We start from the raw sequence: 19,959 nt of genomic DNA, 5'->3' as shown, positions 1-19,959 counted from the left end.
CCACCCGCTTCGCCCCCACAGTCACTCCCCCACCCGCTTCGCCCCCACAGTCACTCCCCCACCCGCTTCGCCCCCACCATGCGCCTCGCTATCTCCAAATACCTCTCCACCAACTCGTCCGGAGACAACTCACCGTCCGGTCGGTACCAGACCGCGACGGCGACGCACATCGTCACCACGGCTCTGCTGGCGTCCTCGGGATGGTCGGCCTCGAACACTCCCGAAGCGACGCCGTCGAGGACGATCCGGTCCACCTGCTTCTGCTGTTCGTCGCGCTGGGCGATGTAACCAGCCCGGCTGTCGGGCTCCATGCTGCGGATCTCGGAGGAGGCGACGAACGACTGCTCGCGTCGAAACATGTGGAACCGCAACAGAGATTCGATCACCGCGTCGAAGCGATCAGAGGGATCGTCCCCGGCATCGAGTTCGGCGGCGCGGCTTCGCTCCAACAACTCCGTCATCACAACGGTCGCCAGACCGATCAGCAGAGCCTGCTTGGACGGGTAGTGGTGGTAGAGCCCCGGCACCGACAGCCCGGACCGCGACGCGACGTCACGGATCGAAGTCCCGTGATAGCCCTGCTCGACGAACGCCTCCAACGCCGCAGCGAGCGGTTTCGGTAGTCCCAGGTCTTCGTAATCGCGCCAGGACCCGCGTACCGGAAGCTCGTTCGTCATACCGATACCGTAGATCGCTCTTGCGCCGCCGCCGAACACGTCGGAGCCATTGGTTAGAGTCGGTGTTCACCGAAAGACAGGGACCAGTCATGATCCATGTTCGCCACACCGCGGTTGCTGCCGTGCCGGTTGATGTCGCCTTCGACTACATCGACAACTACCGCAATGTCCCGACGTGGATGTTCGGTGTTTCCGAGTTCACCCCGTTCGGAGAGTTCGATCAGGGACTCGGCGCCACGTTCGACGCGGCCATGCAGATCGGGCCGAGCACGTTGCGCTCCAAACTCGAGGTCACCGAGTGGGAGAAGAATCGGATCATCAAGCTGTCCTCGCTCGGCGGTGTATCCAACTCGTCCACGTGGGAGTTCGCTGCGATCGACGATTCCAAGACCGAGCTTTCCGTCGACTTCGCCTACAAACTGCCCGGCGGCATTGCCGGCAAGGCACTCGGCCGATTGATCGGGCCGTTCGTCGAAAACGCTGTCAAGAACAGCGAGGAAACACTGCGCCACAGCCTCGAGGAGCAGTTCGCGGCCCGCGGCGAAGGCTGAAACTACCCGCGGTCGCCTTCGAGTCCCAGCGCGTTGGCCCACACCTGAGTAGCCGTCTTGACGACGTCCTCGAACGGGACGGGGTTGCCGTCGGCGCCAGGTTCCTCGGAGACGAATGAACTGTAGGCAAGACGGCTCACCATCGCCGACAGTGCTCGGGAAGCCAACAGCGGGTCCAACGAGGCGTCTGCCTTGCCAGCTGCTTGCAAGCGTTCGATGGCTCGGGCATTACGAGAAATGAAGGTCTCGGCTCGGTCCCGACGCAGTTTCGCGAAGGCCGGATCGATGTGCGATACCTGCTCGAGCAGACCCATCAGTTTGGCGTTGCGGCGAAAAGCCGTCAGGTAGGCACGGTTGCTCGATTCGAGGACCGCATACGGATTGTCGACGTCGCGGACCCGTCCCATGCCTGGGTGCAGCATGTCTTCCTGCGCGACGTCGAGAACTGCGGCGAAGATCTGCTCTTTGTTGTCGAAGTAGGTGTAGAACGTGCCGGTGGAGCAGTTCGCTTCCTTGGTGATGTCCGTGAGACGGGCGTCGAGATACCCTGCGCGCTCGAACACCGTTCGAGCCGCTGCGACCAGAGAAGCCCTGGTCCGGACGCCGCGGGCAGTCACCGGCAGGTCACGCAGAAGCTCCGTCGCAGCCATGGATGGTGGCGGACGGTCTTCCCAGTTCTCCTGAGGTTCGGCGCGAGAGGTCACCAGCTACTTATACGGCAAAGCCGGCGACATCTCGGCATCGGCGTCAGGTGATGGTGATTCCTCCGTCGACGGCGATGGTCTGACCGGTGACGTATCCGCCGGCCTCGGACGCGAGCCACACCATGGTGGCCGCGAGCTCTTCCGGATCGCCCATGCGGCCGAGGATCAGGCGCGGAGCCATCGCGTCCAAGTAACCGTCGTTGTATTGGTCCGTCATTTCCGACTTGAAGAAGCCGGGCGCGATCGCGTTGACGCGAATGCCCTTGCGCGTTCCCCACTGCTGTGCGAGGTCGCGGGTCAATCCGACGACGCCTGCCTTGCTCGCCGCATAGGCGGCCTGCGGGAGTCCGGCGGTCGTCAATCCGAGAATGCTCGAGATGTTGACGATGGAGCTGCCCGGGAGCATGACGCGGCCGCAGGCCTGCGCTGCCCAGTAGGACCCATTGAGGTTGATGTCGATGACGGCGCGGAACTGGTCCGGGGTCTCGCGGGTCGCCGGAACGGCAGTTCCGACGCCGGCATTGTTGACCAGCACGTCCACGCGGCCGAACTTCTCCATCGCGGCGTCGACCATGTTCTGAGCCTGAGCCGGATCGACGATGTCGGTGGCCACGCACAATGCTTCGCGGCCTGCGTCACGCACGAGCTTGGCCGTGTCTTCGAGCTTGTCGACGCGGCGAGCAGCGAGGACGACGTCCGCGCCGGCCTCTGCTGCGGCTTTCGCAAACGCCACCCCGAGGCCCGACGACGCACCGGTCACGATGACCACTCGATCGGTCAGAGAGAACTTGTCGAGAACAGACATGCGCGGTGATGCTCCTATGTCGTCGGGTTCGGGAAGTGGCGGTTGCAGTGACGTATCGACTGCAGTTGCGAAATTACAGGCCGAGATCGCGGCCGATGAGTTCCTTCATGATCTCGTTGGATCCGGCCCAGATCTTGGTGACGCGGGCGTCCATCCACGCGCGAGCGGCGCGGTACTCGGTCATGAAGCCGTAGCCACCGTGCAACTGAACGCAGTGATCGAGGACCTCGTTCTGCACCTGCGCGGTCCACCACTTAGCCTTGGCGGCGTCGATGGCGGTCAGCTCGCCGGCAGCGTGTGCCGCGACGCAGTTGTCGACGTAGGCCTGGGTGACCTCGATGCGGGTGACGAGATCCGCGAGAAGGAATTTGTTCCACTGCAACGAGCCGATCGGCTGACCGAAAGCCTTGCGGTCCTTGGCATATTGCAGCGTCTCTTCGAGGATCGGAGCGGCGTGCGCGATGTTGGACACCGCAGCGCCGACGCGCTCCTGCGGCAGCATTTCCATCATGTGGATGAAGCCGCGGTCGATCTCACCGATGATGTTGGTGGACGGCACGCGAACGTTCTCGAAGAACAGTTCGGCGGTATCGGACTCGTGCTGGCCGACCTTGTCGAGCTTGCGTCCGCGCTCGAAGCCTTCCATGCCGGTCTCGACGGCAAAGAGGGTGATGCCCTTGGACTTCTTCTCGGGACTGGTCCGAGCCGCCACGATCACGAGGTCGGCGTTGTAGCCGTTGGTGATGAAGGTCTTGGAGCCGTTGATGATCCAGTCGTCGCCGTCCTTGACCGCAGTGGTCTTGAGCGAGGCGAGGTCGGATCCACCGGAAGGCTCGGTCATGCCGATGGCCGTCAGCATCTCACCGGTGCAGAACTTGGGCAGCCAACGCTGCTTCTGCTCTTCGGTGGTGAGCTGAACGAGGTAGGGAGCAACGACGTCGGCGTGAATGCCGAAGCTCGAGGCAACAGCTGCACTGGCGCGCGAGAGCTCTTCGGCCAGAACCGCGTTGAAGCGGTAGTCGCCGGCTTCGCTTCCGCCGTACGCCTCCGGAACCTCGAGTCCGAGGAAGCCGTTGCGTCCCGCTTCGAGCCAGATTTCACGATCGATGAAGCGCTGGTCGATCAGCTTCTCTGCGACCGGAAGGATGTTCCGGTTGACGAATTCGCGAGCAGATTCGCGAAATGCCTCGTGATCGGGTCCGTACAGAGTGCGACGCATGACGAGTTGCTTCCTTTCGGCGTGGCAAAGCCACACGTAACGATGTTCCTAAGCATTCGCTTAGAATCTAAGCACCTGCTTATAGTGAATCGAGAGCGGGATATTGTCAACATCGAAATCCGTCACACCTGGAGGAAACCGTGAGCGATTCACCTGACGTGGTGATCAGCCCCTCCAAAGCTGCGGCCCGTATCCGCGCGGCAGCCGTGGACGCTTTTGCCTCTGCCGGCTACGGCGGCACCACCACCCGTGACATCGCCGCGCGACTCGACATGAGTCCCGCCGCCATGTACCCGCACTACCGCTCGAAAGAAGAGCTGCTTTTCGCGATCAGCTTCGAAGGCCACACCGAAGCGTTGAAAGTGGTCGAGGGCGCCGACCGCCCGGGTGAAGAACCGTCCGTTCGTTTGCAGGAACTGATCAGCACCTTCGCCAGTTGGCAGGCCGGGCACCATTCACTCGCTCGCGTTGTCCAGTACGAACTCACTGCCCTCACACCAGAGCACTACCGAACCGTCGTCGCTCTTCGCCGCAACACGACGCGGGTGGTCCGGGAGGTTGTCGACGCCGGCGTGCAGTCGGGCGACTTCACGATCCCCGATGCCGAAGGCGTCACCCTCGCCTTGATGTCCCTGTGCGTCGACGTGTGCCGCTGGTTCCCAGCCGGCAATTACACGAATCCGGAAGACATCGGAAAACTGTACGGAGACCTGGCATTGAGGATGGTGGGCGCCGCCTGAATCAGGTGACACCGACCGCAGAAAGGACTCGGCCAGTGGCCAACCGCACCTATCTCTACTCGACCCCTGTTGCCCCGCATGAGAATCCGGCTGCCGCTCGCACCCGTGGACTCAAAGGAATCTCGGAGTGGTCGTACGCGATACCGCTGGTCCCGAGGATCCTTGTGTCCGTGAATCCCTTCGCCCAACAGTCGATCATCTGGGACGACACCCCCGACCTGATCGCGGTCACCGCGCCCTGTGGTCCTGGTATCGCCCGGTTCGAAGACTTCCTCGGCCGCATCGATCACCCCGCACTCGGCACGATGGCCGGCGATGCGCTGCGTTTCCTGCACAGCCACACCGAACCCGACCACTACTTCGTCCTCGAGTGCGGCGAGATCTTCGACATGGACGACGAACCGTTCGCCGAACAGGGCACGGCCCTGATGACCGGTCTGGCGGACATCGACGCCGAGATGGAGGCGGCGCTGGCCACGCTCGCACCCGTCAAGCCAAGCTTCTGGGAGCGACTGTTCACGCCGACTCAGGAGAGCGTCGAGGAACCGCTACGCGAGCTCGGCCTCGGTTACTGGTCCGAGACCCTGTACTTCGATCTCGACGTCCCTCGATAGGAGCCGATCAGTCCGAGATCTCACCCAACCGACGCTCCAGGTAGGCCCGCTCCGGTTCCGTACCAACGAGTTTCAGAGCTTGTCGGTACGCGGATGCCGCTGCGTCGGTGCGCCCCAACCGAGCAAGTAGTTCGGCTCGTGCAAGGTGATACGGATGGTAGTCGGCAAGTTTGGGCTCCGCTGCCAGTTCCTCCAGCGCAGTCAGCCCGACTTCCTCGCCGTCGCGCATCGCCAGCGCCACTGCCCTGTTGACTGCGACGACGGGCGAAGGCGTCAACGTGAGAAGCACTCCGTAGAGCGCGCAGATCTGCGGCCAGTCGGTGCTCTCCACATCTGCGGCCTCGTCATGCAATGCGGCGATGGCGGCCTGCACCCCGTACGGCCCCGGCGCTCCCCTGGTCAACGCGACTACGACGAGGTCGCTGCCTTCCTCGATCATCGGCTGGTCCCAACACCCGCGATCCTGGTCTTCGAGGAGCACGATCCCGCCGGCGGCGTCGGTACGGGCATCCCGACGCGCGTGGACGAGAAGCATCAATGCAAGCAACCCGGCGATCTCGCGCTCATCGGGAAGCAATGCGCGCAAGATCCTCGCCAGCCTGATCGCCTCCACCGCCAGGTCTACGCGTTGCAGATCCGGACCCGAACTCGCTGCGTACCCCTCGGTGAACACCGAGTAGATCACCTGCAGAACACCGGGCAAACGTTCCGGGAGTTCTTCGGCGCTGGGAGTGCGGAAGGGAATCCGAGCCTGACGGATTTTCTTCTTCGCGCGCACGATCCGCTGCGCCATCGTCGCCGAAGGAACGAGGAAGGCCCGAGCGACTTCGGGCGTCGTCAACCCGCCGAGGCAACGCAAGGTGAGTGCGATTCGGTCGTCCTCGGCCAGCGCTGGGTGCGAGCAGGTGAAGAACAGCTGCAACCGCTCGTCGGGAAGTTCTCCGTCGACCGTGGGCGGCGCCGGGTCGGCACGATCGGCGTCCACCTGCATCACCGCCAATCGCGCCGCATAGGCCTGATCACGACGAAGCCTGTCGACGGCTTTACGACGCGCCGTGGTCAGCAGCCAGGCGCCGGGTTTAGCCGGCACTCCGTCCACGGGCCAGTGCACCAACGCGGCCTCGACGGCTTCGGAGGTGACTTCCTCGGCCAGATCCAGATCACCGAAGCGGCGGACGAGCGAGGCCAAGAGTCGTCCGCGTTCCTCCCGGAACACTGACTCGATGGAGTTCTCGGCCTGCTCGTCCACGGCGAATCAGTCCCCGAACCCGGCCAGTGGACGCACCTCGACGCTGCCGCCGTCGCGCGCGCCGGGGCACCGCGCGGCCCATGAAAGCGCCGCATCCAGATCGGGAACGTCGATGACGTCGTAGCCGCCGAGGATTTCACGGGTTTCTGCGAAGGGTCCGTCGGTGACGGTCTTTTCTCCGGACTGCGAGACCCGAACCGTCGTCGTAGTCGTCAGGTCGGCGAGGGCATCGCCGGACACCCAGATCCCGGCATCCTTCATTTCCTTGTCGTATTGCTGCCAGTCCTCGAACGTGCACTGGGGTTCGGTGTCTCCGCCGGGTGCGGTGTAGATGAGCAACATGTACTTCATGACTGACTCCTTGGTCTGTTGTTTTTCTTGCGGCTTTCTTGCCTTACAACATGACGACGAACGGTTCTCCCCGGAATCGACAGGCGACTCGAAAAAACTTTTGGCGAGTTCGGCCGAGGCGCTGCCGTTAGGCTGAGTGTATGACCGAACGCGACCGGGACGCCGCTGGGAAGCCCCTCAATTCGCGGCCCCGCGACGGGCTCGGCCGTCCACTGCCACGCGACGCAGCGGGCGGTGTCCCGCGCATTCCGGACGATGTACGCCTGCCACCAGACGAGTCGATCACCGAGGCGCAGCGCCTCCTCGACCACGGCATGCCTTTCCACGCACACGAGATTCTCGAAGGAACGTGGAAAAGCGCGCCGCCCGAGGAACGTGACCTGTGGCAGGGACTGGCTCAGTTGGCCGTCGGGCTCACCCATCTGCTTCGGGGCAACAACACCGGCGCCGTCTCACTCCTCGGCCAGGGTCACGACCGCATCAGGCACTACGAGGTCGAGAGTCCGCACGGCCTCGACATCCCCGGTCTACTGACGTGGTCCGAACACCTGCTCGCCGAAATCGATCGCCCCGGCGATTTCCCCGCCCCTCCGATTCCGAGGTTGAGAATCCCCTGATGCCCATCTTCCCCATGTTTCCGCTCGGCTCCGCTTTGCTACCGGGTGAGGTGTTGCCCCTGAACATCTTCGAACCTCGGTATCGCGCACTGGTCGAGAACGTTCTCGAAGCTGCCGACGGCCCACTGTTCGGAGTAGTGCTCATCGCTCGTGGCCACGAGGTCGGTGGCGGCGAATCACGTCACGACGTCGGCACTCTGGCTCGGATCGAGTCTCATGTCGCCATGGGTGCCGGGCGGTATCAGTTGTATTGCCGGACCGAAGACCGCATCCGGGTCAATCGCTGGCTGCCGGACGATCCCTACCCACTTGCCGAGGTCGAACTGTGGCCGGACGAGAACAACGGAACACCCGTCACCGCCTACGAATACGACTCACTCCTCGAGCGCATAGAGTTCATGTACGGAATGTTGGGAAAGCTCGCACTACGGGCCGGCGAACAGACCCCACGAATGCCCGTCCCACCTGATCCCTTGGATCCGTTGGGTTCTCGGCTGTATGCCCTGGCGCGAAGCATTCCGATGGGCGACGCCGATCGCCTGGCGATACTGACCGCGCCAGGCGCCGACGAGCGTATCCGCACCCTCTCGGAGGCAGTCGAGAACACCATCGAGGTGGCGCAGTTCAATCTGCTTTGAGGTGAGCTAGGCCATCGTCTGACCCATGTCGATGACGATCTTCGTCCCGGTGACGGCGCGGGATAGGTCTGTCGCGAGGTAGACCACGGCATTGGAGATGTCCTCGACCGTCGTGCGCGGGACCGAGGTGAGCGGCCACTTGTAGGAATTCATGTACTCCGGGTGCGCCGTGAGTACCTTGCCGACGTTGGGGTCATTGCCCATCTCGGTCTCCACGGCCCCCGGATGAATGCTGTTGACTCGAATGTCGAAGCTTCCCAATTCCGTTGCAGCAGTACGAGCCAAACCCACGAGGCCGTGCTTGGCCGCCGAGTAGTGCGCGCAGCCGGGCGCTTCGGCGACGCCGGCAGCACTGCTCACAATCACGATGGAACCACCGTTGCCGGCTTCGATCATTGCAGGAACCGCAGCTGTCATCGTGCGCCAGACACCATTGAGATTGATGTCCACCAGCGTCGACCACTGTTCTTCAGGCATCTCCCAGAAACGGTTCCACGTAGCGATGCCCGCATTGGCAATCACGACGTCGAGGCGACCGAACTTGTCGACGCCCGACGCCACCGCCGCCCGCAGCGCCTCGAGGTCACGGACGTCCGCTACAGCGGTGACGATCTCGCGCCCCTCCGCTCGCACGAGACGAGCCGTTTCGTCGAGGTCGGCTTCAGTCGCGGCCGCGTAACCCACGTCTTCGGACACCGACGCGCACACGTCGACAGCGATGACGTCTGCACCTTCCTGCGCGAGTCGAATCGCGTGATTGCGTCCCTGACCCCGCGCTGCACCGGTGATGAAAACGACCTTGCCTGCCAACAGTTGTGTCATGGCCGGGACGTTAGACGCTGATGTGGCCCGCTGCCTCCGAGTTCCCGCTCGACGGGAATCAACCGTCGACGATGACGACGTGAAGATTCCTCGGACCATGGACACCTTCGACGCGCTCGAGTTCGATGTCGGAGGTCGCCGACGGGCCGCTGATCATGGTGGTGGGGCGCTCCGGTGTCAGCTTCGCAATCGCCTCCGGCACTCCCACTTCCACACTGCTGCGATACACGACGCAGATGTGTGTGTCCGGTACCAGTGTCAACGCACGGCGTCCCTGTGATGGACCGGCGTCGAGGAAGATGGTGCCGGTTTCGGCGCACGCTACCTTCGAGCCGGTGACAACGGCGTCGAGGTTCTCGAGTTCAGGAGCCGGTACGTCCGGGCTGTCCACCACCAGCGTTCCGTCGAATCCGGCCACCCATGATCGGTCGAGGCCGGCGGGGATCCCCAGAGTGTGTAGTCCGTGCTCTCTCAGTATTCCGGCGACGGCCTCAGCGATTTCTGTTGCAGCGCAATGGTGAACGTGCGCCTTGTAGTCCACCAGACGGTCGACGAACAAATCGATGAGTTCCTCGTCGGACATGGTTCTGCCAGTCCGGTAGTTTCGCGGTATCTCGCCTTCGCGGGCGGGCGCCAAGGTGATGGCATCACGAATGCGTCCGAGCACCACGTCACGTGAATTCATCTGTCCGCCTTCCCGTCACGACGAGCCTCGTCCAATGCCGCGCGGCCTTCGTCGGAGTCCCACCAGGATCGGAAGGTCTGCTTGGGCGGTGCGGGAATGTCTCTGGCAGCTGTCCAACCGTTCAATGGAGGTGGCAACGTAGAGATCTTCCCTTTCCTGCCGGCCACGACGCGTCCGAGCCCGGCAGCTTTCTGAGCCAACGTCCACCGGCCCTCGGTCGACATCGCCAGAGAGGCGGCTTTCATCGCCAAAGACTCTGCCGTGATACCGGATTGCTCGACCTTCTGGTGCCGCAATTCGACGAGCAGCGAGGGTATGTCGATCTTGACCGGGCAGGCGTCGAAGCACGCACCGCACAGACTCGAGGCAAAGGGAAGCGTCGAGTTGGGATCGTCTTTGCCATGCATGCCCGCGAGCTGCGGAGTCAGCACCGCGCCGATCGGTCCCGGATAGGTCGATCCGTAGGCGTGACCGCCGGTGCGCTCGTAGACCGGGCACACGTTCAGACACGCCGAGCACCGTATGCAGCTCAGGGCTTCCCTCCCGATCTTGTCGGCAAGCGCGGCAGTCCGACCGTTGTCGAGGAGGACCAGGTGGAACTCCTGTGGACCGTCGTCGGGCGTGACGCCGGTCCACATGGAGGTGTACGGGTTCATCCGCTCCCCCGTCGAGGACCGCGGCAGCAGTTGCAGGAAGACCTCCAGATCCTGATACGTCGGCAGAATCTTCTCGATGCCCATCACGGTGATCAGTGTTTTCGGCAGCGTCAGGCACATTCGCCCGTTGCCCTCCGACTCCACGACGGTCAGAGTGCCCGTGTCCGCGATGCCGAAATTGGCGCCGGAGACGGCGACCGGCGTCGTCATGAACTTGTGGCGCAGAAACTTTCGTGCAGCAGCGGCAAGTTCGGCCGGGTTCTCCCCGAGGTTCGGATCGACATCTGGCATCTCACGAAGGAATATCTCCCGAATCTCGGACCTGTTGCGATGGATCGCGGGAACCAGGATGTGCGACGGTTTGTCATGGCCGAGTTGGACGATCAATTCCGCGAGATCGGTCTCGTAGGCGGTGATTCCGTGGGCTTCGAGATGCTCATTGAGACCGATCTCCTGCGTGGCCATCGACTTGACCTTGATGACCTCGTCGGAGCCGGTGGCTTTGACGAGTTCGGTCACAATGGCGTTGGCCTCGTTGGCATCCGCCGCCCAATGCACCTGCCCACCGCGCGCGATGACTGCAGCTTCGAACTGTTCGAGCAGTTCCGGCAACCGCGCCATGACGTCGGCCTTGATCGCCGAACCCGCATCACGCAGGTCTTCCCAATCGGGAAGCTCTCCAGTCACGTTGATGCGCTTGGCACGGATGGTGTGCGTCGCCTTGCCGATATTGCGTCGCAGTTGCGCGTTGGCCAGCTCGTGATGTGCTGCGACGGGGAATTTCTCAGTACCTCGCAGGAACCCTGCACCCTCGGGCGACCTCGGCGGGAAGCTTGGCAGACCCAGCGTCACAGCGCTCATGCGTGCACCCGGCTTTCCACCGACGCCAGAATCTCCGCGAGGTGGATGGTCTTGGCGCCCATCTGCAGTCGCGACATACCGCCGCCGATGTGCATGAGGCAGGACGAGTCTCCGGCGCTGCAGAATTCGGCGCCGGTGTCCGCAACGTGGCGAATCTTGTCCGCCAGCATGGCCGTCGAAGTCTCCGCATTCTTGATGGCGAAGGTGCCGCCGAATCCACAGCAGGAATCTGCTTCGGGGAGTTCGACCAGATCGATGTCGCGGACGTTGCGCAGCAACTGAAGTGGCTTGTCCCCCACCCTCAACATGCGCAGTGAGTGACAGGTCGGGTGATAGGTGACCCGGTGCGGGAAGTACGCGCCCACATCGGTGACCCCGAGAACGTCCACGAGGAATTCGGAAAGCTCGTACGTCTTTGCCTTCACGGTCTGCACCTGTCCACACAGCGACGCGGTGCCGTAGCGCTCGGCGACGATCTCGTGTTGATGACGGACCGAGCCGACGCACGACCCCGATGGTGCGACAACCGCGTCGATCGACGCATCACCGAAGGTATCGGCGTAGTTCGCGACCAGCGGTAGTGCGCCCGGCTGATAGCCGGTATTGACGTGCATCTGCCCGCAGCAAGTCTGCCCGGACGGAAACACGACGTCGTGCCCGAGACGGGTGAGCAGGAGGGCGGTGGCCTTGACGGCGTCGGGAAACATCGTGTCCCCGATGCAGGTGGCGAACAGCGCTACTCGCATGTGGTTCCCCGCAATCTGTCGGTGTGGTCTGACCACAGTAATACATCCCCGGACAGGCCACCCCATAAACGGCGTCCTCCCGGTTATGCTCTTGCCTCATGCCGACCGAGCCGAGCCCGCGAGCGTGGGAACAAGTACTGAGCCACCTCGAACGTCGGCTCGTTTCAGGCGAGGTGTCTCCTGGCCAGCGCCTGCCGGGAGAGAGAATTCTGGCAGCAGAGTTGGGCGTCGGACGGTCATCGGTCCGAGAAGCGTTGCGGGTCATGGAAGCACTCGGCCTCCTCAAGGCGCAGACTGGATCCGGCCCGACGTCCGGCGCGATGATCGTCGCCAAACCGACCGGCGGCATGACCATGCTGATGCGGATGCAGGTTGCAGCACAGGGCTTTCCGGTCTCGGATGTGGTGAAGACACGACTCGTTCTCGAATCCGAGGTGATGCAATCCCTGGCATCGCGGACTCCGACGCCCGACCTTCGCGCGGCCGTCGAACTGCTCGACTCGATGGAGGACGCAGCTCTCTCGGCCGAGGAATTCTTGCTACTCGACGCACAGTTCCACGTGGCGCTCGCCGACGCGGCGGGCAATCAGGTGATCGCAGCCATGATGACCGGCCTGCGCGAGTCCATCGAGGCCTACGTTCTCGCGGGCGTCCAGATCGACAGCTGGCCGAGCACCTGCATGCGACTGCGTGACGAACACCGAGGATTGGTGGATGCGGTCAACGCGGGTGACGGCGAACTCGCACGTCAGCGCATAGTCGGACACATCCGCGGTTACTACTCGGAAAGCGCGCACTCCAGCCGGTGACAGGGGGTGGTAATTGCGCCTCCAGAAGTCGTGTACTGTTGGTTTCACACCGACGCGGGGTGGAGCAGCTCGGTAGCTCGCTGGGCTCATAACCCAGAGGTCGCAGGTTCAAATCCTGTCCCCGCTACAAAGAAGAGGCCCGTAGGTTGCGAAAGCGACCTACGGGCCTTTTGCTGTGCGCCTTTATTAACCGCCGGGGGTTAATAAAGGCGCACAGCAGTGGTTCACACCACCACGTTGTGAAAATCGATCTCTGCGACCAGCATGCCGGAGAACCACCGATCCAGGTCCTCGTCGGTGACGGACTCGGGCATGGCGTCCACCTCGCACGCCAGCACCGCCACCTGAGACACGAACGGCGGAGCGACATGCATGTCCACCCAGTCCTGCAACGCTGGTTCGCGATCTACCTTCACTGCCGCCGCCTCCCGGCACCACGACAGATACAGGGTTTCCGCGGCGTACATGCCCACCAGCGCCGCCGCCCTGCCCTCTTCGCGAGCGAGGGCCAAGGCGTGCGTGGACAGCACGGCCGACTCCTCGACCAGCGCCGCTGCGTCCCCCTCGTACGGGAAGCGGGAACGCAACTGCGCGAAATACTCGCGCTGCTCGCCCACCAGGTTCGACATCGACGTCACGTGGTCGAGCGCGTCGTCGAGCGTCGGGGATTCGGCGACCACCAACCCCAACACCTTGACGGCCGTCAGTACGAATGCCTCTTCGATCACGAGGTACCGGCGGAATCCCTCATCACTCAACGTCCCGCCGATGGTGTCCTCGATGAATGGAACCGCCCGCGCGGCAGCGAGATTACTCTGCTGCCGCGCGAGCAGGTCTGAGGAGCGACTCATTCGCCGGCGACCCAACTGATCAAGCCGTCGAACAGGTCGGTGTATCCGGTCCACTGCTCACAGAACTCCGGCGGAGCCCAGTGCGGCGAGCAGTCCGAGGTGAAGACGATCGACCGTCCGGCGCCGTATTCACCGGCAGCGACAAGCGGTTCGCCGTTGATGGTGGCGGGAACCACGGCACCGTCCTTCGCGACGACGCGGTTGTATCCCAGGAGCGCCGGCCAGGAATCGCCGGCACCACCGAGAGCCGGGTGAGCAGCATCGACGACGGTGGGAACGATCCCGGCCGGTGTCTCGACGCGATCGTCCTCGGCCAGCATCGTCACGGGCAGTACCTCGGCGATCGCGGTCTGGCGGAAAGCTGCTCGCGCCTGGAACCCGGAGAACGAGAGGTAACCACCGATCATCATCAGTGAGCCTCCGGCGTTCACCCAGTCACGTAGCGCGACAAGACGATCCTCGCCGGCGCGGAACTGGTCGAACACGCCGGGAGCCAGCTGCAGCGAGTTCGCTCCGATGTCGGAGAGAACGACGACGTCGAACTGGGACAACGCTTCTGCGGTACCGGGGAACTGCGTCGGCACCAGGTGTGCGGGCATGTGTGTCACGTCGTGGCCACGTGAGGTGAGCGCATCCCGAAGCGGACCGACACCCTCGACGTAGGAATGGACACTGAACTCGTCGACGCCCTTGACGTGCGTCGACGTCGTCATCCAGCTCTCGCCGGCGATCAGTACTCGTTTACCCATGACTGCTTCTGTTTCCTTTCGCGGCCTGCTCGAAGAGCGACCTCGGGTTGTCTCGCATCAGTGCGGACACTTGCTGGGGATCTACGCCTGCGCGCACCAATCGGGCGGCGAAGGCGAGTGGTACGTAGGAGAATCCGTTTCCGCCGTGCTTTCTGAGCATTGATTTGAGGAAGAGGTCGTGACTGAGCAGGAGCTGTGATGCGTGACCGGAGGTGACCAATCCGGCTACCGCAGTGGCTGTTTCCGCCGGATGCGGAGAAAGACCCTCGCCGGGGAAATCGAAAGGCATCCCGATCATGTCGAACTCGAGAAAGACACCGCGGTCGGCGAGCGATCGTTGGTAGTCGGCGTCGTGTCCGGACGGGTCCATGTGGCACAGCACCACTGCTTGCGGATCGACGCCCATCTCGTCGACCACGATGTCGACGACGTGATGTCCCACGCGCTGCCAGCCCGGAAGGTGGACGAACAGGGGCACGTCCACCTCGCGCTGGGCGATGCACGCCGCCCGCAACGCTTTCGCCTCGTTCTGAGTGAAGAGCGGAGAGACGCCGATCTCCCCGATCACGCCAGGAGCCAATACCTTTGCCGGATCGAACTCCTCGACGAGCGAACCCGCCAGGTCATCAACACCGAGTTCGTGGACCTCGACCGGATGGGTCGTCTCGAGGTACCACCCTGAACCCATGATCACTCGCACGTCTGACTTTCGCGAGAACTCAGCCAACCTCTCCGGTGCCCGGCCCAGTCCCGGCGGTGTCAGATCGACGATCGTCCGACCACCGAGGCGGGCGAAGTCCGCAAGGTCTTCCACCACGGCCGATCCGTCGTCGACTCGACAATTGTCGAGACTGTAGTACGGATTGTCGTGAAGAAGCCAGGCATCCTCGGCGCGTACCGGACCAGCCAACCGCTGCGCCACAACCGGATCCGGGGCCTCGGTGTACGCACCGGTGACGTCGTTGTGCAGATGTTCGTGTGGGAGAACCAGTCCGAGTTCCGAGCTGTCCACGGTTCCCGTGACGGTACGAACCTTGCTCATGAGCGTGCAGGCCCCGACGGTGCGGACTGCAGGTGTCGCCACAGCGCGCTCAGCGTGTGTCCGCGCATGTTGATCCAGATGGCCAGTAGCAGAACGACACCGGTGATGATCGGCGTCAGGAACGGGCTCACGCCGAGCAGGGTCAATCCGTTCGCGATGATTCCGGTCAGGACGGCGCCGATGACGGTACCGATCACGGTGCCGCGACCGCCGAAGAGATTGGTGCCACCGAGAACCACCGCGGTGATCACCGTGAGCTCGAATCCCGTTGCGGAGTTGGCCGAACCCGAGCCCAGTCGAGCCGCGATCAGCAGTCCCGCGATACCGGCAGCCAAGCCGGTGAAGACGAGCGTCATCATGAGCACACGACGCGTGTTGACGCCGGACCGTCGCACGGATTCGACGTTGGAGCCGATACCGGTGACGTAGCGCCCGAAGCGCATGCGGTTGAGCGCAATTGCTCCGATGACCACGACGACGAGAGCAATCCAGGCGCTGGCGGAGAACCCGAGGAACTCAGCAGTTCCGAGCTTCGCGAAGTAAGTGTCGGCCGGAACCGGAACGGAGAATCCTTCGGTCCGATACAGCGCGATACCGCGAATGACGGACATCGTCGCCAGAGTCACGATGAACGGCGGAATGCCCTGATAGGCAGCGAGCCATCCGTTGACCAGGCCCCAGGCCGCACCCATCACCGGGGCGGCGACGAAGACCAGGGACGAATCGACGCCGGCCTGGATAAGCTCGGCACTCATCGCCGCGACGAACGCGACGATCGCACCGACGGACAGGTCGATCTGACCTGCCGTGATCACGAAAGTCATCGCCACCGCGATGATCAGAACCGGAGCGATCTGGGTTGCCAGGTTCGACAGGTTCGTGAATGTCAGGAACGACGACGTGGTCGCCGAGAAGACGGCTGCGACGGCAACTGTCACCGCCAGCATCGCGAGGGTGGGCTTGTTGACGCTGTCCCACAAGGAGGGTTTCGCGGCGAGCTTGCGCTCGATCGGCGCCTGGATCTTCTCGAGAGTGGTCATGCCGTGGCTCCCTGTGTTGCTGCCGATGTCCGTTGCGGCACCGGAGTTCGAGTGATGAGTCCGACGAGGGACTCGATGTTGAGGTCGCCGATCGGAACGTCGTCGACACTCTGCCCCTCGTACATGACCGTGATTCGGTCACACACGCGGAACAGGTCCTGCAGGCGGTGTGTCACGAGAATGACGCCCACGCCGGCCGCTGCGACGTCCGTGATCAGCTTGAGCACCGACTCGACCTCGGCGACGGCAAGCGCTGCGGTGGGCTCGTCGAGGATCAGTACGTCTGGGCGGAAGGAGACTGCGCGGGCGATCGCGACGGTTTGCCGCTGTCCGCCGGACAGTTGCCCGATCTCCTGGTAGGTCGACTTCACCTTGACATGCAGGTCGGCGAGAATGTGAGCCGCCTTCTCGTGCATGGCATGCCGGTCGAGGAAGGGGCCTTTTCGCGGTTCTCTGCCGAGGAACAGGTTGCTGGCGACATCCAGCGTGTCGCACAGAGCCAGATCCTGGTAGACGATTCCGATCTTTTTCTGCTGGGCGTCGAGAGGCGTCGAAAAGCGCACTGGTTCACCGTTGACGCGCATTTCGCCGCCGTCGTGCTGAACCGCACCGGCGAGAATCTTCATCAGAGTGGACTTACCGGCGCCGTTGTCGCCGACCACTCCGAGTACTTCACCCTTCGCCAGCCGAAGGTCCACTCCTTGAAGGGACTTCACCGGTCCGTACGACTTGGTGATGCCCGAGAGTTCGATCAGTGGAGGTGCCATGATTACTTCTCCAAGTAGTACATGTAGTCGGCCACGTTCTCCGGGGTCACGATCTGGGTGGGAACCGGGATGTTTGCCGGAGCGCCGCGTCCGCAAGCCAGGTCGATTGCCGAATTCATTGCCTCATGGCCGAATTCGAAGGTGTTCTGCTGGACCACGCCTTTAAGCCAACCGGCTTTGAGTCCGCCTACCGCCTGATCCGAAAGATCCCAACCGACTGCTTCGATGCGATCCTGCGCCTTCTGACTGTTGACCGCCGCGACGAGACCGATCAGTGCCGGCTCACCGGTTGCGTAGACGTACTTCATGTCGCCACCGCCGGTCAGCAGGTTCTCCGCTGCGGTCTGTGCGTTCTCCTGAATGTTACGTCCGTCCACGACGGTGCCGACGGTCATTCCGCGGCCGGTCACGGTCTCCGTGAAGCCCTTCTGCCGCTCCAACTGAACAGTGCTGTTGAGCGCGCCGACGATACCGACCGTTCCGGTGTTGTTCGCGACGTCGGCCAAGGTGTTTCCGATCTTGGCACCGCCCTCGGCGTTGGCTGTACCGACCTGAGTCGACAGTGCCGGATCGTCGATGGTCGCGTCGACCGCGACGACGGGGATGCCCGCGTTCTTGGCCTTGACCACCGACGGCTTGATTCCGTCCGTGTCGATTGCATCGACGATGATCGCGTCGACTCCGGCGGCGATCAGATTGTCGAAGGCGTTGGCCTGCGCGACGGAATCGTCGTTGCCGCTGATGATCTGCAGGTCGACGCCTGCCTTGTCCGCGACGTTCTTCGCGGCATTGTTGATCTGGTTGAAGTACAGCGCCTGGAGGTTGATGGTCACCAGACCGACCTTGAGCTTGCCGTTCGTCCCGTCACAGCTTTCGGCGACCCGGGTCGGCTGCGGGATGGACGAGCCCCCCGATGCGTCCTTCGAGTCACTCGACGAAGCCGAGTCACAAGCGGTGAGCGTGAGCGCGACTGCAGCTCCCAGCGCCAGAGGCAATGCACGTTTCATCATCGAGTCTCCAAAAGGGTGTGAGGGGTCAATGTTGCTGTGAAGCTGTCCAATTCATCTCGGGTGGGGCATCCGCGGGGGCCTGCGGTGGCGCAAGCCAATGCAGCCGATGCCCCGGCGAGTCGTGCGGCGTCCACCGGTGAGCGCCCGGCGTCGACAAAAGCGATGTACGTACCGCCGAAGCAATCACCGGCCCCGACGGCATCGACGACGTCGACCACTACTGCCGGTTCGCTCGTCACCTCGCCGTCCGGTGTGGCCAGTGTCCAACCTCGCGAGCCGTCGGTCACCAGCAGGTGCGTGTTGTGCTCGGCGGCCAGAGTCTGCCACTGGTCGAAACCGATCCCGAACTCGCCTTCCCACAGGGCACGCCCTACGACGACGTGGTCGGCCAGAGCGAACGCGCGCAGTGCCGCGGCTTTGTTTTCACAACCGTCCAGATCGATTACCAGACTTACGCTTCCCGGTAATTCATCCGGGAGGAAGACCGCACGGTATCCGTCGAGGAACAGTCGTCCACCGCCGGCAGCCGCCAATCGGGTGACGACAACTCCGATGCGTTCGGCATCGTTCGGGTCGTCCTGGCTGATGATGGAGCGATCGCCGTCCTGCGCGATGAGAACAACTGCCGTCGACAGGAACGCATCTCGCGGCGACCAACTGGTGTCGACGCCATCTGCCTCGAGGGCTTCGAGAAACTCGGTGGACCGCGCGTCCGGGCCCACGGCACCGGCAAAGATCACTTGCGCGCCCATTCTGGCCGCGGATACCGCAGCATTTGCATTCATTCCACCGTCGATCTGACTGATGGCCGTTGCCTGAACGCGCTCACCGAGTACCGGTACGTGTGGGACATGTACCGTCACATCGTTGTTGGCGTATCCACAAAAGACAATCATGGTTACTTTCCTGCGGCCCGGGACAGTTCGCGGACCTTCTCGCCTGCGACCCGTCCCCACCAGCGTCCATTGTCCTTCACCGAGGATGCAACTATCGCGCCGTCGCATTCCTTCATCAGCGCTGCGACATTGGCAGCCGTGATGCCGGAGCCGATGATCACCGGAAGAACGGTGTTGTCTCGGATCACGGAAACCTCGTCGACCGAAGCGGCGTCACCGGTGCGCGAACCCGTCGCGATCAGAACATCTGCGTCGAAGAACTCGGCGTCTTCGGTCTGTTCCGCGACAGTGCGGTCCGCGACAATGGCATGCGCACCGTGTTTGACGTGCACGTCAGCGAAGATCCGGACCGGGTCGGCGCCGATGCGATGGCGGAAGCGCGTCGTCTTGGCCGCCTGACCCTCGATGAATCCCTCATTGGCAATGTAGGCATTTGCCCACTGATTGACACGCACAAAACTCGCGCCTGCCGCCCACGCTGCGGCCACTCCGCACTCGCCGGCGTTGGACAGGATGCTGACGCCGACCGCCTTGCCGAACTCGCCGACCACCGCTGCCGTGATGACTCCCATGCTGGCGGCGGTTTCGTATCCGTGTTCGCCGGGCTTGAGGAACGGTATGTCCCAGTGATTTTCGACGATCACACCGTCGAAACCGTTGTCGACATACGCGTGTGCTTCCTCGACGGCGAAGCGAGCAATTTCCGAAACCGGCTGCCCGGTGTAGTGCGGGCTGCCCGGCAGGGCCGGGAGGTGAATGGCCCCGATGAGAGATGGCGTGCCGGTGAACATCTCTGCCAGCGCCGAGGGCTTGGGCGGAAAGACTCCGAGCGGTGATGCGGTCACTTCAGCTACCCCATT

24 protein-coding genes and 1 tRNA gene are annotated in these 19,959 nt (G+C 63.2%); 7 read left to right on the top strand and 18 right to left on the bottom strand.

Annotated features, from left to right (window positions below):
* Positions 1-50 precede the first annotated feature (50 nt).
* Positions 51-677, bottom strand: a complete 627-nt coding sequence (locus V3587_RS00990) for a TetR/AcrR family transcriptional regulator (protein WP_030536574.1) — start codon at positions 675-677, stop codon at positions 51-53.
* 89 nt (positions 678-766) lie between these two features.
* Between V3587_RS00990 and V3587_RS00985 the strand changes: the two genes are divergently transcribed.
* Positions 767-1,228, top strand: a complete 462-nt coding sequence (locus V3587_RS00985) for an SRPBCC family protein (RefSeq protein ID WP_003940411.1) — start codon at positions 767-769, stop codon at positions 1,226-1,228.
* Between the two features lie 2 nt (positions 1,229-1,230).
* Here the strand turns inward: V3587_RS00985 and V3587_RS00980 are convergent, their stop codons facing one another.
* The 3 genes from V3587_RS00980 to V3587_RS00970 all read right to left on the bottom strand — a co-directional run bounded on the left by V3587_RS00980 (position 1,231) and on the right by V3587_RS00970 (position 3,956).
* Entirely contained in the window at positions 1,231-1,878 is a 648-nt protein-coding gene (locus V3587_RS00980) for a TetR/AcrR family transcriptional regulator (protein ID WP_007730038.1), read from the bottom strand.
* A gap of 97 nt (positions 1,879-1,975) precedes the next feature.
* On the bottom strand, positions 1,976-2,737 hold the full coding sequence (locus V3587_RS00975) for an SDR family NAD(P)-dependent oxidoreductase (protein ID WP_003939707.1): 762 nt from the start codon (positions 2,735-2,737) through the stop codon (positions 1,976-1,978).
* A 73-nt stretch (positions 2,738-2,810) separates the two neighbouring features.
* Positions 2,811-3,956, bottom strand: a complete 1,146-nt coding sequence (locus V3587_RS00970) for an acyl-CoA dehydrogenase family protein (protein WP_007730036.1) — start codon at positions 3,954-3,956, stop codon at positions 2,811-2,813.
* Positions 3,957-4,096: 140 nt separating this feature from the next.
* Between V3587_RS00970 and V3587_RS00965 the strand changes: the two genes are divergently transcribed.
* The gene (locus tag V3587_RS00965; RefSeq protein ID WP_228401358.1) at positions 4,097-4,696 is read left to right on the top strand and encodes a TetR/AcrR family transcriptional regulator; all 600 of its coding nucleotides are present in this window, start codon (positions 4,097-4,099) and stop codon (positions 4,694-4,696) included.
* 35 nt (positions 4,697-4,731) lie between these two features.
* Positions 4,732-5,310 (top strand): DUF7822 domain-containing protein, encoded by a 579-nt coding sequence (locus V3587_RS00960; protein WP_228401359.1) that lies wholly within the window; start codon positions 4,732-4,734, stop codon positions 5,308-5,310.
* A gap of 7 nt (positions 5,311-5,317) precedes the next feature.
* Here V3587_RS00960 and V3587_RS00955 read toward each other — a convergent pair whose 3' ends face one another.
* On the bottom strand, positions 5,318-6,559 hold the full coding sequence (locus V3587_RS00955; protein WP_209921890.1) for an RNA polymerase sigma factor: 1,242 nt from the start codon (positions 6,557-6,559) through the stop codon (positions 5,318-5,320).
* Between the two features lie 6 nt (positions 6,560-6,565).
* Positions 6,566-6,910 carry a YciI family protein gene (locus tag V3587_RS00950; protein WP_003939718.1) on the bottom strand — a complete coding sequence of 115 codons (345 nt, stop codon included), beginning with the start codon at positions 6,908-6,910 and terminating at the stop codon, positions 6,566-6,568.
* A gap of 140 nt (positions 6,911-7,050) precedes the next feature.
* Between V3587_RS00950 and V3587_RS00945 the strand changes: the two genes are divergently transcribed.
* The gene (locus V3587_RS00945; protein WP_003940372.1) at positions 7,051-7,527 is read left to right on the top strand and encodes a DUF309 domain-containing protein; all 477 of its coding nucleotides are present in this window, start codon (positions 7,051-7,053) and stop codon (positions 7,525-7,527) included.
* Entirely contained in the window at positions 7,527-8,165 is a 639-nt protein-coding gene (locus tag V3587_RS00940) for an LON peptidase substrate-binding domain-containing protein (RefSeq protein ID WP_003940076.1), read from the top strand. The genes V3587_RS00945 and V3587_RS00940 overlap by 1 nt, the downstream gene beginning before the upstream one ends.
* A 6-nt stretch (positions 8,166-8,171) precedes the next feature.
* On the opposite strand, the gene V3587_RS00935 is transcribed toward V3587_RS00940, so the two are convergent.
* Genes V3587_RS00935 through V3587_RS00920 form a run of 4 tightly spaced genes read right to left on the bottom strand, consistent with a single transcriptional unit; the run spans position 8,172 to position 11,935 of the window.
* Positions 8,172-8,987: a mycofactocin-coupled SDR family oxidoreductase gene (locus V3587_RS00935; RefSeq protein ID WP_230815157.1), complete on the bottom strand. Its 816-nt coding sequence runs from the start codon at positions 8,985-8,987 to the stop codon at positions 8,172-8,174.
* A gap of 58 nt (positions 8,988-9,045) precedes the next feature.
* On the bottom strand, positions 9,046-9,672 hold the full coding sequence (locus tag V3587_RS00930) for a LutC/YkgG family protein (protein WP_162114551.1): 627 nt from the start codon (positions 9,670-9,672) through the stop codon (positions 9,046-9,048).
* On the bottom strand, positions 9,669-11,189 hold the full coding sequence (locus V3587_RS00925; protein ID WP_283376022.1) for a LutB/LldF family L-lactate oxidation iron-sulfur protein: 1,521 nt from the start codon (positions 11,187-11,189) through the stop codon (positions 9,669-9,671). The genes V3587_RS00930 and V3587_RS00925 overlap by 4 nt, the downstream gene beginning before the upstream one ends.
* Positions 11,186-11,935, bottom strand: coding sequence for a (Fe-S)-binding protein (locus tag V3587_RS00920; protein ID WP_003940529.1), 750 nt, complete (start codon positions 11,933-11,935; stop codon positions 11,186-11,188). The genes V3587_RS00925 and V3587_RS00920 overlap by 4 nt, the downstream gene beginning before the upstream one ends.
* A 98-nt stretch (positions 11,936-12,033) precedes the next feature.
* Between V3587_RS00920 and V3587_RS00915 the strand changes: the two genes are divergently transcribed.
* On the top strand, positions 12,034-12,744 hold the full coding sequence (locus V3587_RS00915; protein ID WP_030536564.1) for a FadR/GntR family transcriptional regulator: 711 nt from the start codon (positions 12,034-12,036) through the stop codon (positions 12,742-12,744).
* A gap of 53 nt (positions 12,745-12,797) precedes the next feature.
* Positions 12,798-12,871 (top strand) — tRNA-Met (locus V3587_RS00910).
* A gap of 97 nt (positions 12,872-12,968) precedes the next feature.
* Here the strand turns inward: V3587_RS00910 and V3587_RS00905 are convergent.
* The 8 genes from V3587_RS00905 to V3587_RS00870 are packed head-to-tail and all read right to left on the bottom strand — an operon-like array spanning position 12,969 to position 19,944.
* Entirely contained in the window at positions 12,969-13,595 is a 627-nt protein-coding gene (locus V3587_RS00905) for a TenA family protein (RefSeq protein ID WP_042446961.1), read from the bottom strand.
* A complete protein-coding gene (locus tag V3587_RS00900) occupies positions 13,592-14,344 on the bottom strand; it encodes a glutamine amidotransferase (protein ID WP_283376021.1) in 753 nt (250 codons plus the stop codon). The genes V3587_RS00905 and V3587_RS00900 overlap by 4 nt, the downstream gene beginning before the upstream one ends.
* Positions 14,337-15,428 carry a phosphotriesterase family protein gene (locus tag V3587_RS00895; RefSeq protein ID WP_283376020.1) on the bottom strand — a complete coding sequence of 364 codons (1,092 nt, stop codon included), beginning with the start codon at positions 15,426-15,428 and terminating at the stop codon, positions 14,337-14,339. The genes V3587_RS00900 and V3587_RS00895 overlap by 8 nt, the downstream gene beginning before the upstream one ends.
* Complete coding sequence (locus V3587_RS00890) at positions 15,383-16,426, bottom strand: ABC transporter permease (RefSeq protein WP_283376019.1); 1,044 nt, start codon at positions 16,424-16,426, stop codon at positions 15,383-15,385. Before V3587_RS00890 ends, V3587_RS00895 begins: the two co-directional genes overlap by 46 nt.
* Complete coding sequence (locus V3587_RS00885; protein ID WP_003939830.1) at positions 16,423-17,193, bottom strand: ATP-binding cassette domain-containing protein; 771 nt, start codon at positions 17,191-17,193, stop codon at positions 16,423-16,425. The genes V3587_RS00890 and V3587_RS00885 overlap by 4 nt, the downstream gene beginning before the upstream one ends.
* Before the next feature lie 2 nt (positions 17,194-17,195).
* A complete protein-coding gene (locus tag V3587_RS00880; RefSeq protein WP_019745494.1) occupies positions 17,196-18,203 on the bottom strand; it encodes a substrate-binding domain-containing protein in 1,008 nt (335 codons plus the stop codon).
* Positions 18,200-19,099, bottom strand: a complete 900-nt coding sequence (locus tag V3587_RS00875) for a carbohydrate kinase family protein (RefSeq protein WP_209921895.1) — start codon at positions 19,097-19,099, stop codon at positions 18,200-18,202. The genes V3587_RS00880 and V3587_RS00875 overlap by 4 nt, the downstream gene beginning before the upstream one ends.
* Positions 19,100-19,101: 2 nt before the next feature.
* Positions 19,102-19,944 (bottom strand): BtpA/SgcQ family protein, encoded by an 843-nt coding sequence (locus tag V3587_RS00870; RefSeq protein WP_003940276.1) that lies wholly within the window; start codon positions 19,942-19,944, stop codon positions 19,102-19,104.
* Positions 19,945-19,959: the final 15 nt, after the last annotated feature.

The organism is Rhodococcus sp. IEGM 1306 (assembly GCF_036541985.1).
Taxonomy (GTDB): domain Bacteria; phylum Actinomycetota; class Actinomycetes; order Mycobacteriales; family Mycobacteriaceae; genus Rhodococcus_F; species Rhodococcus_F qingshengii.
Note: the sequence above shows the minus strand (reverse complement) of the source record. Positions and strands in the feature narration are given on the sequence as shown.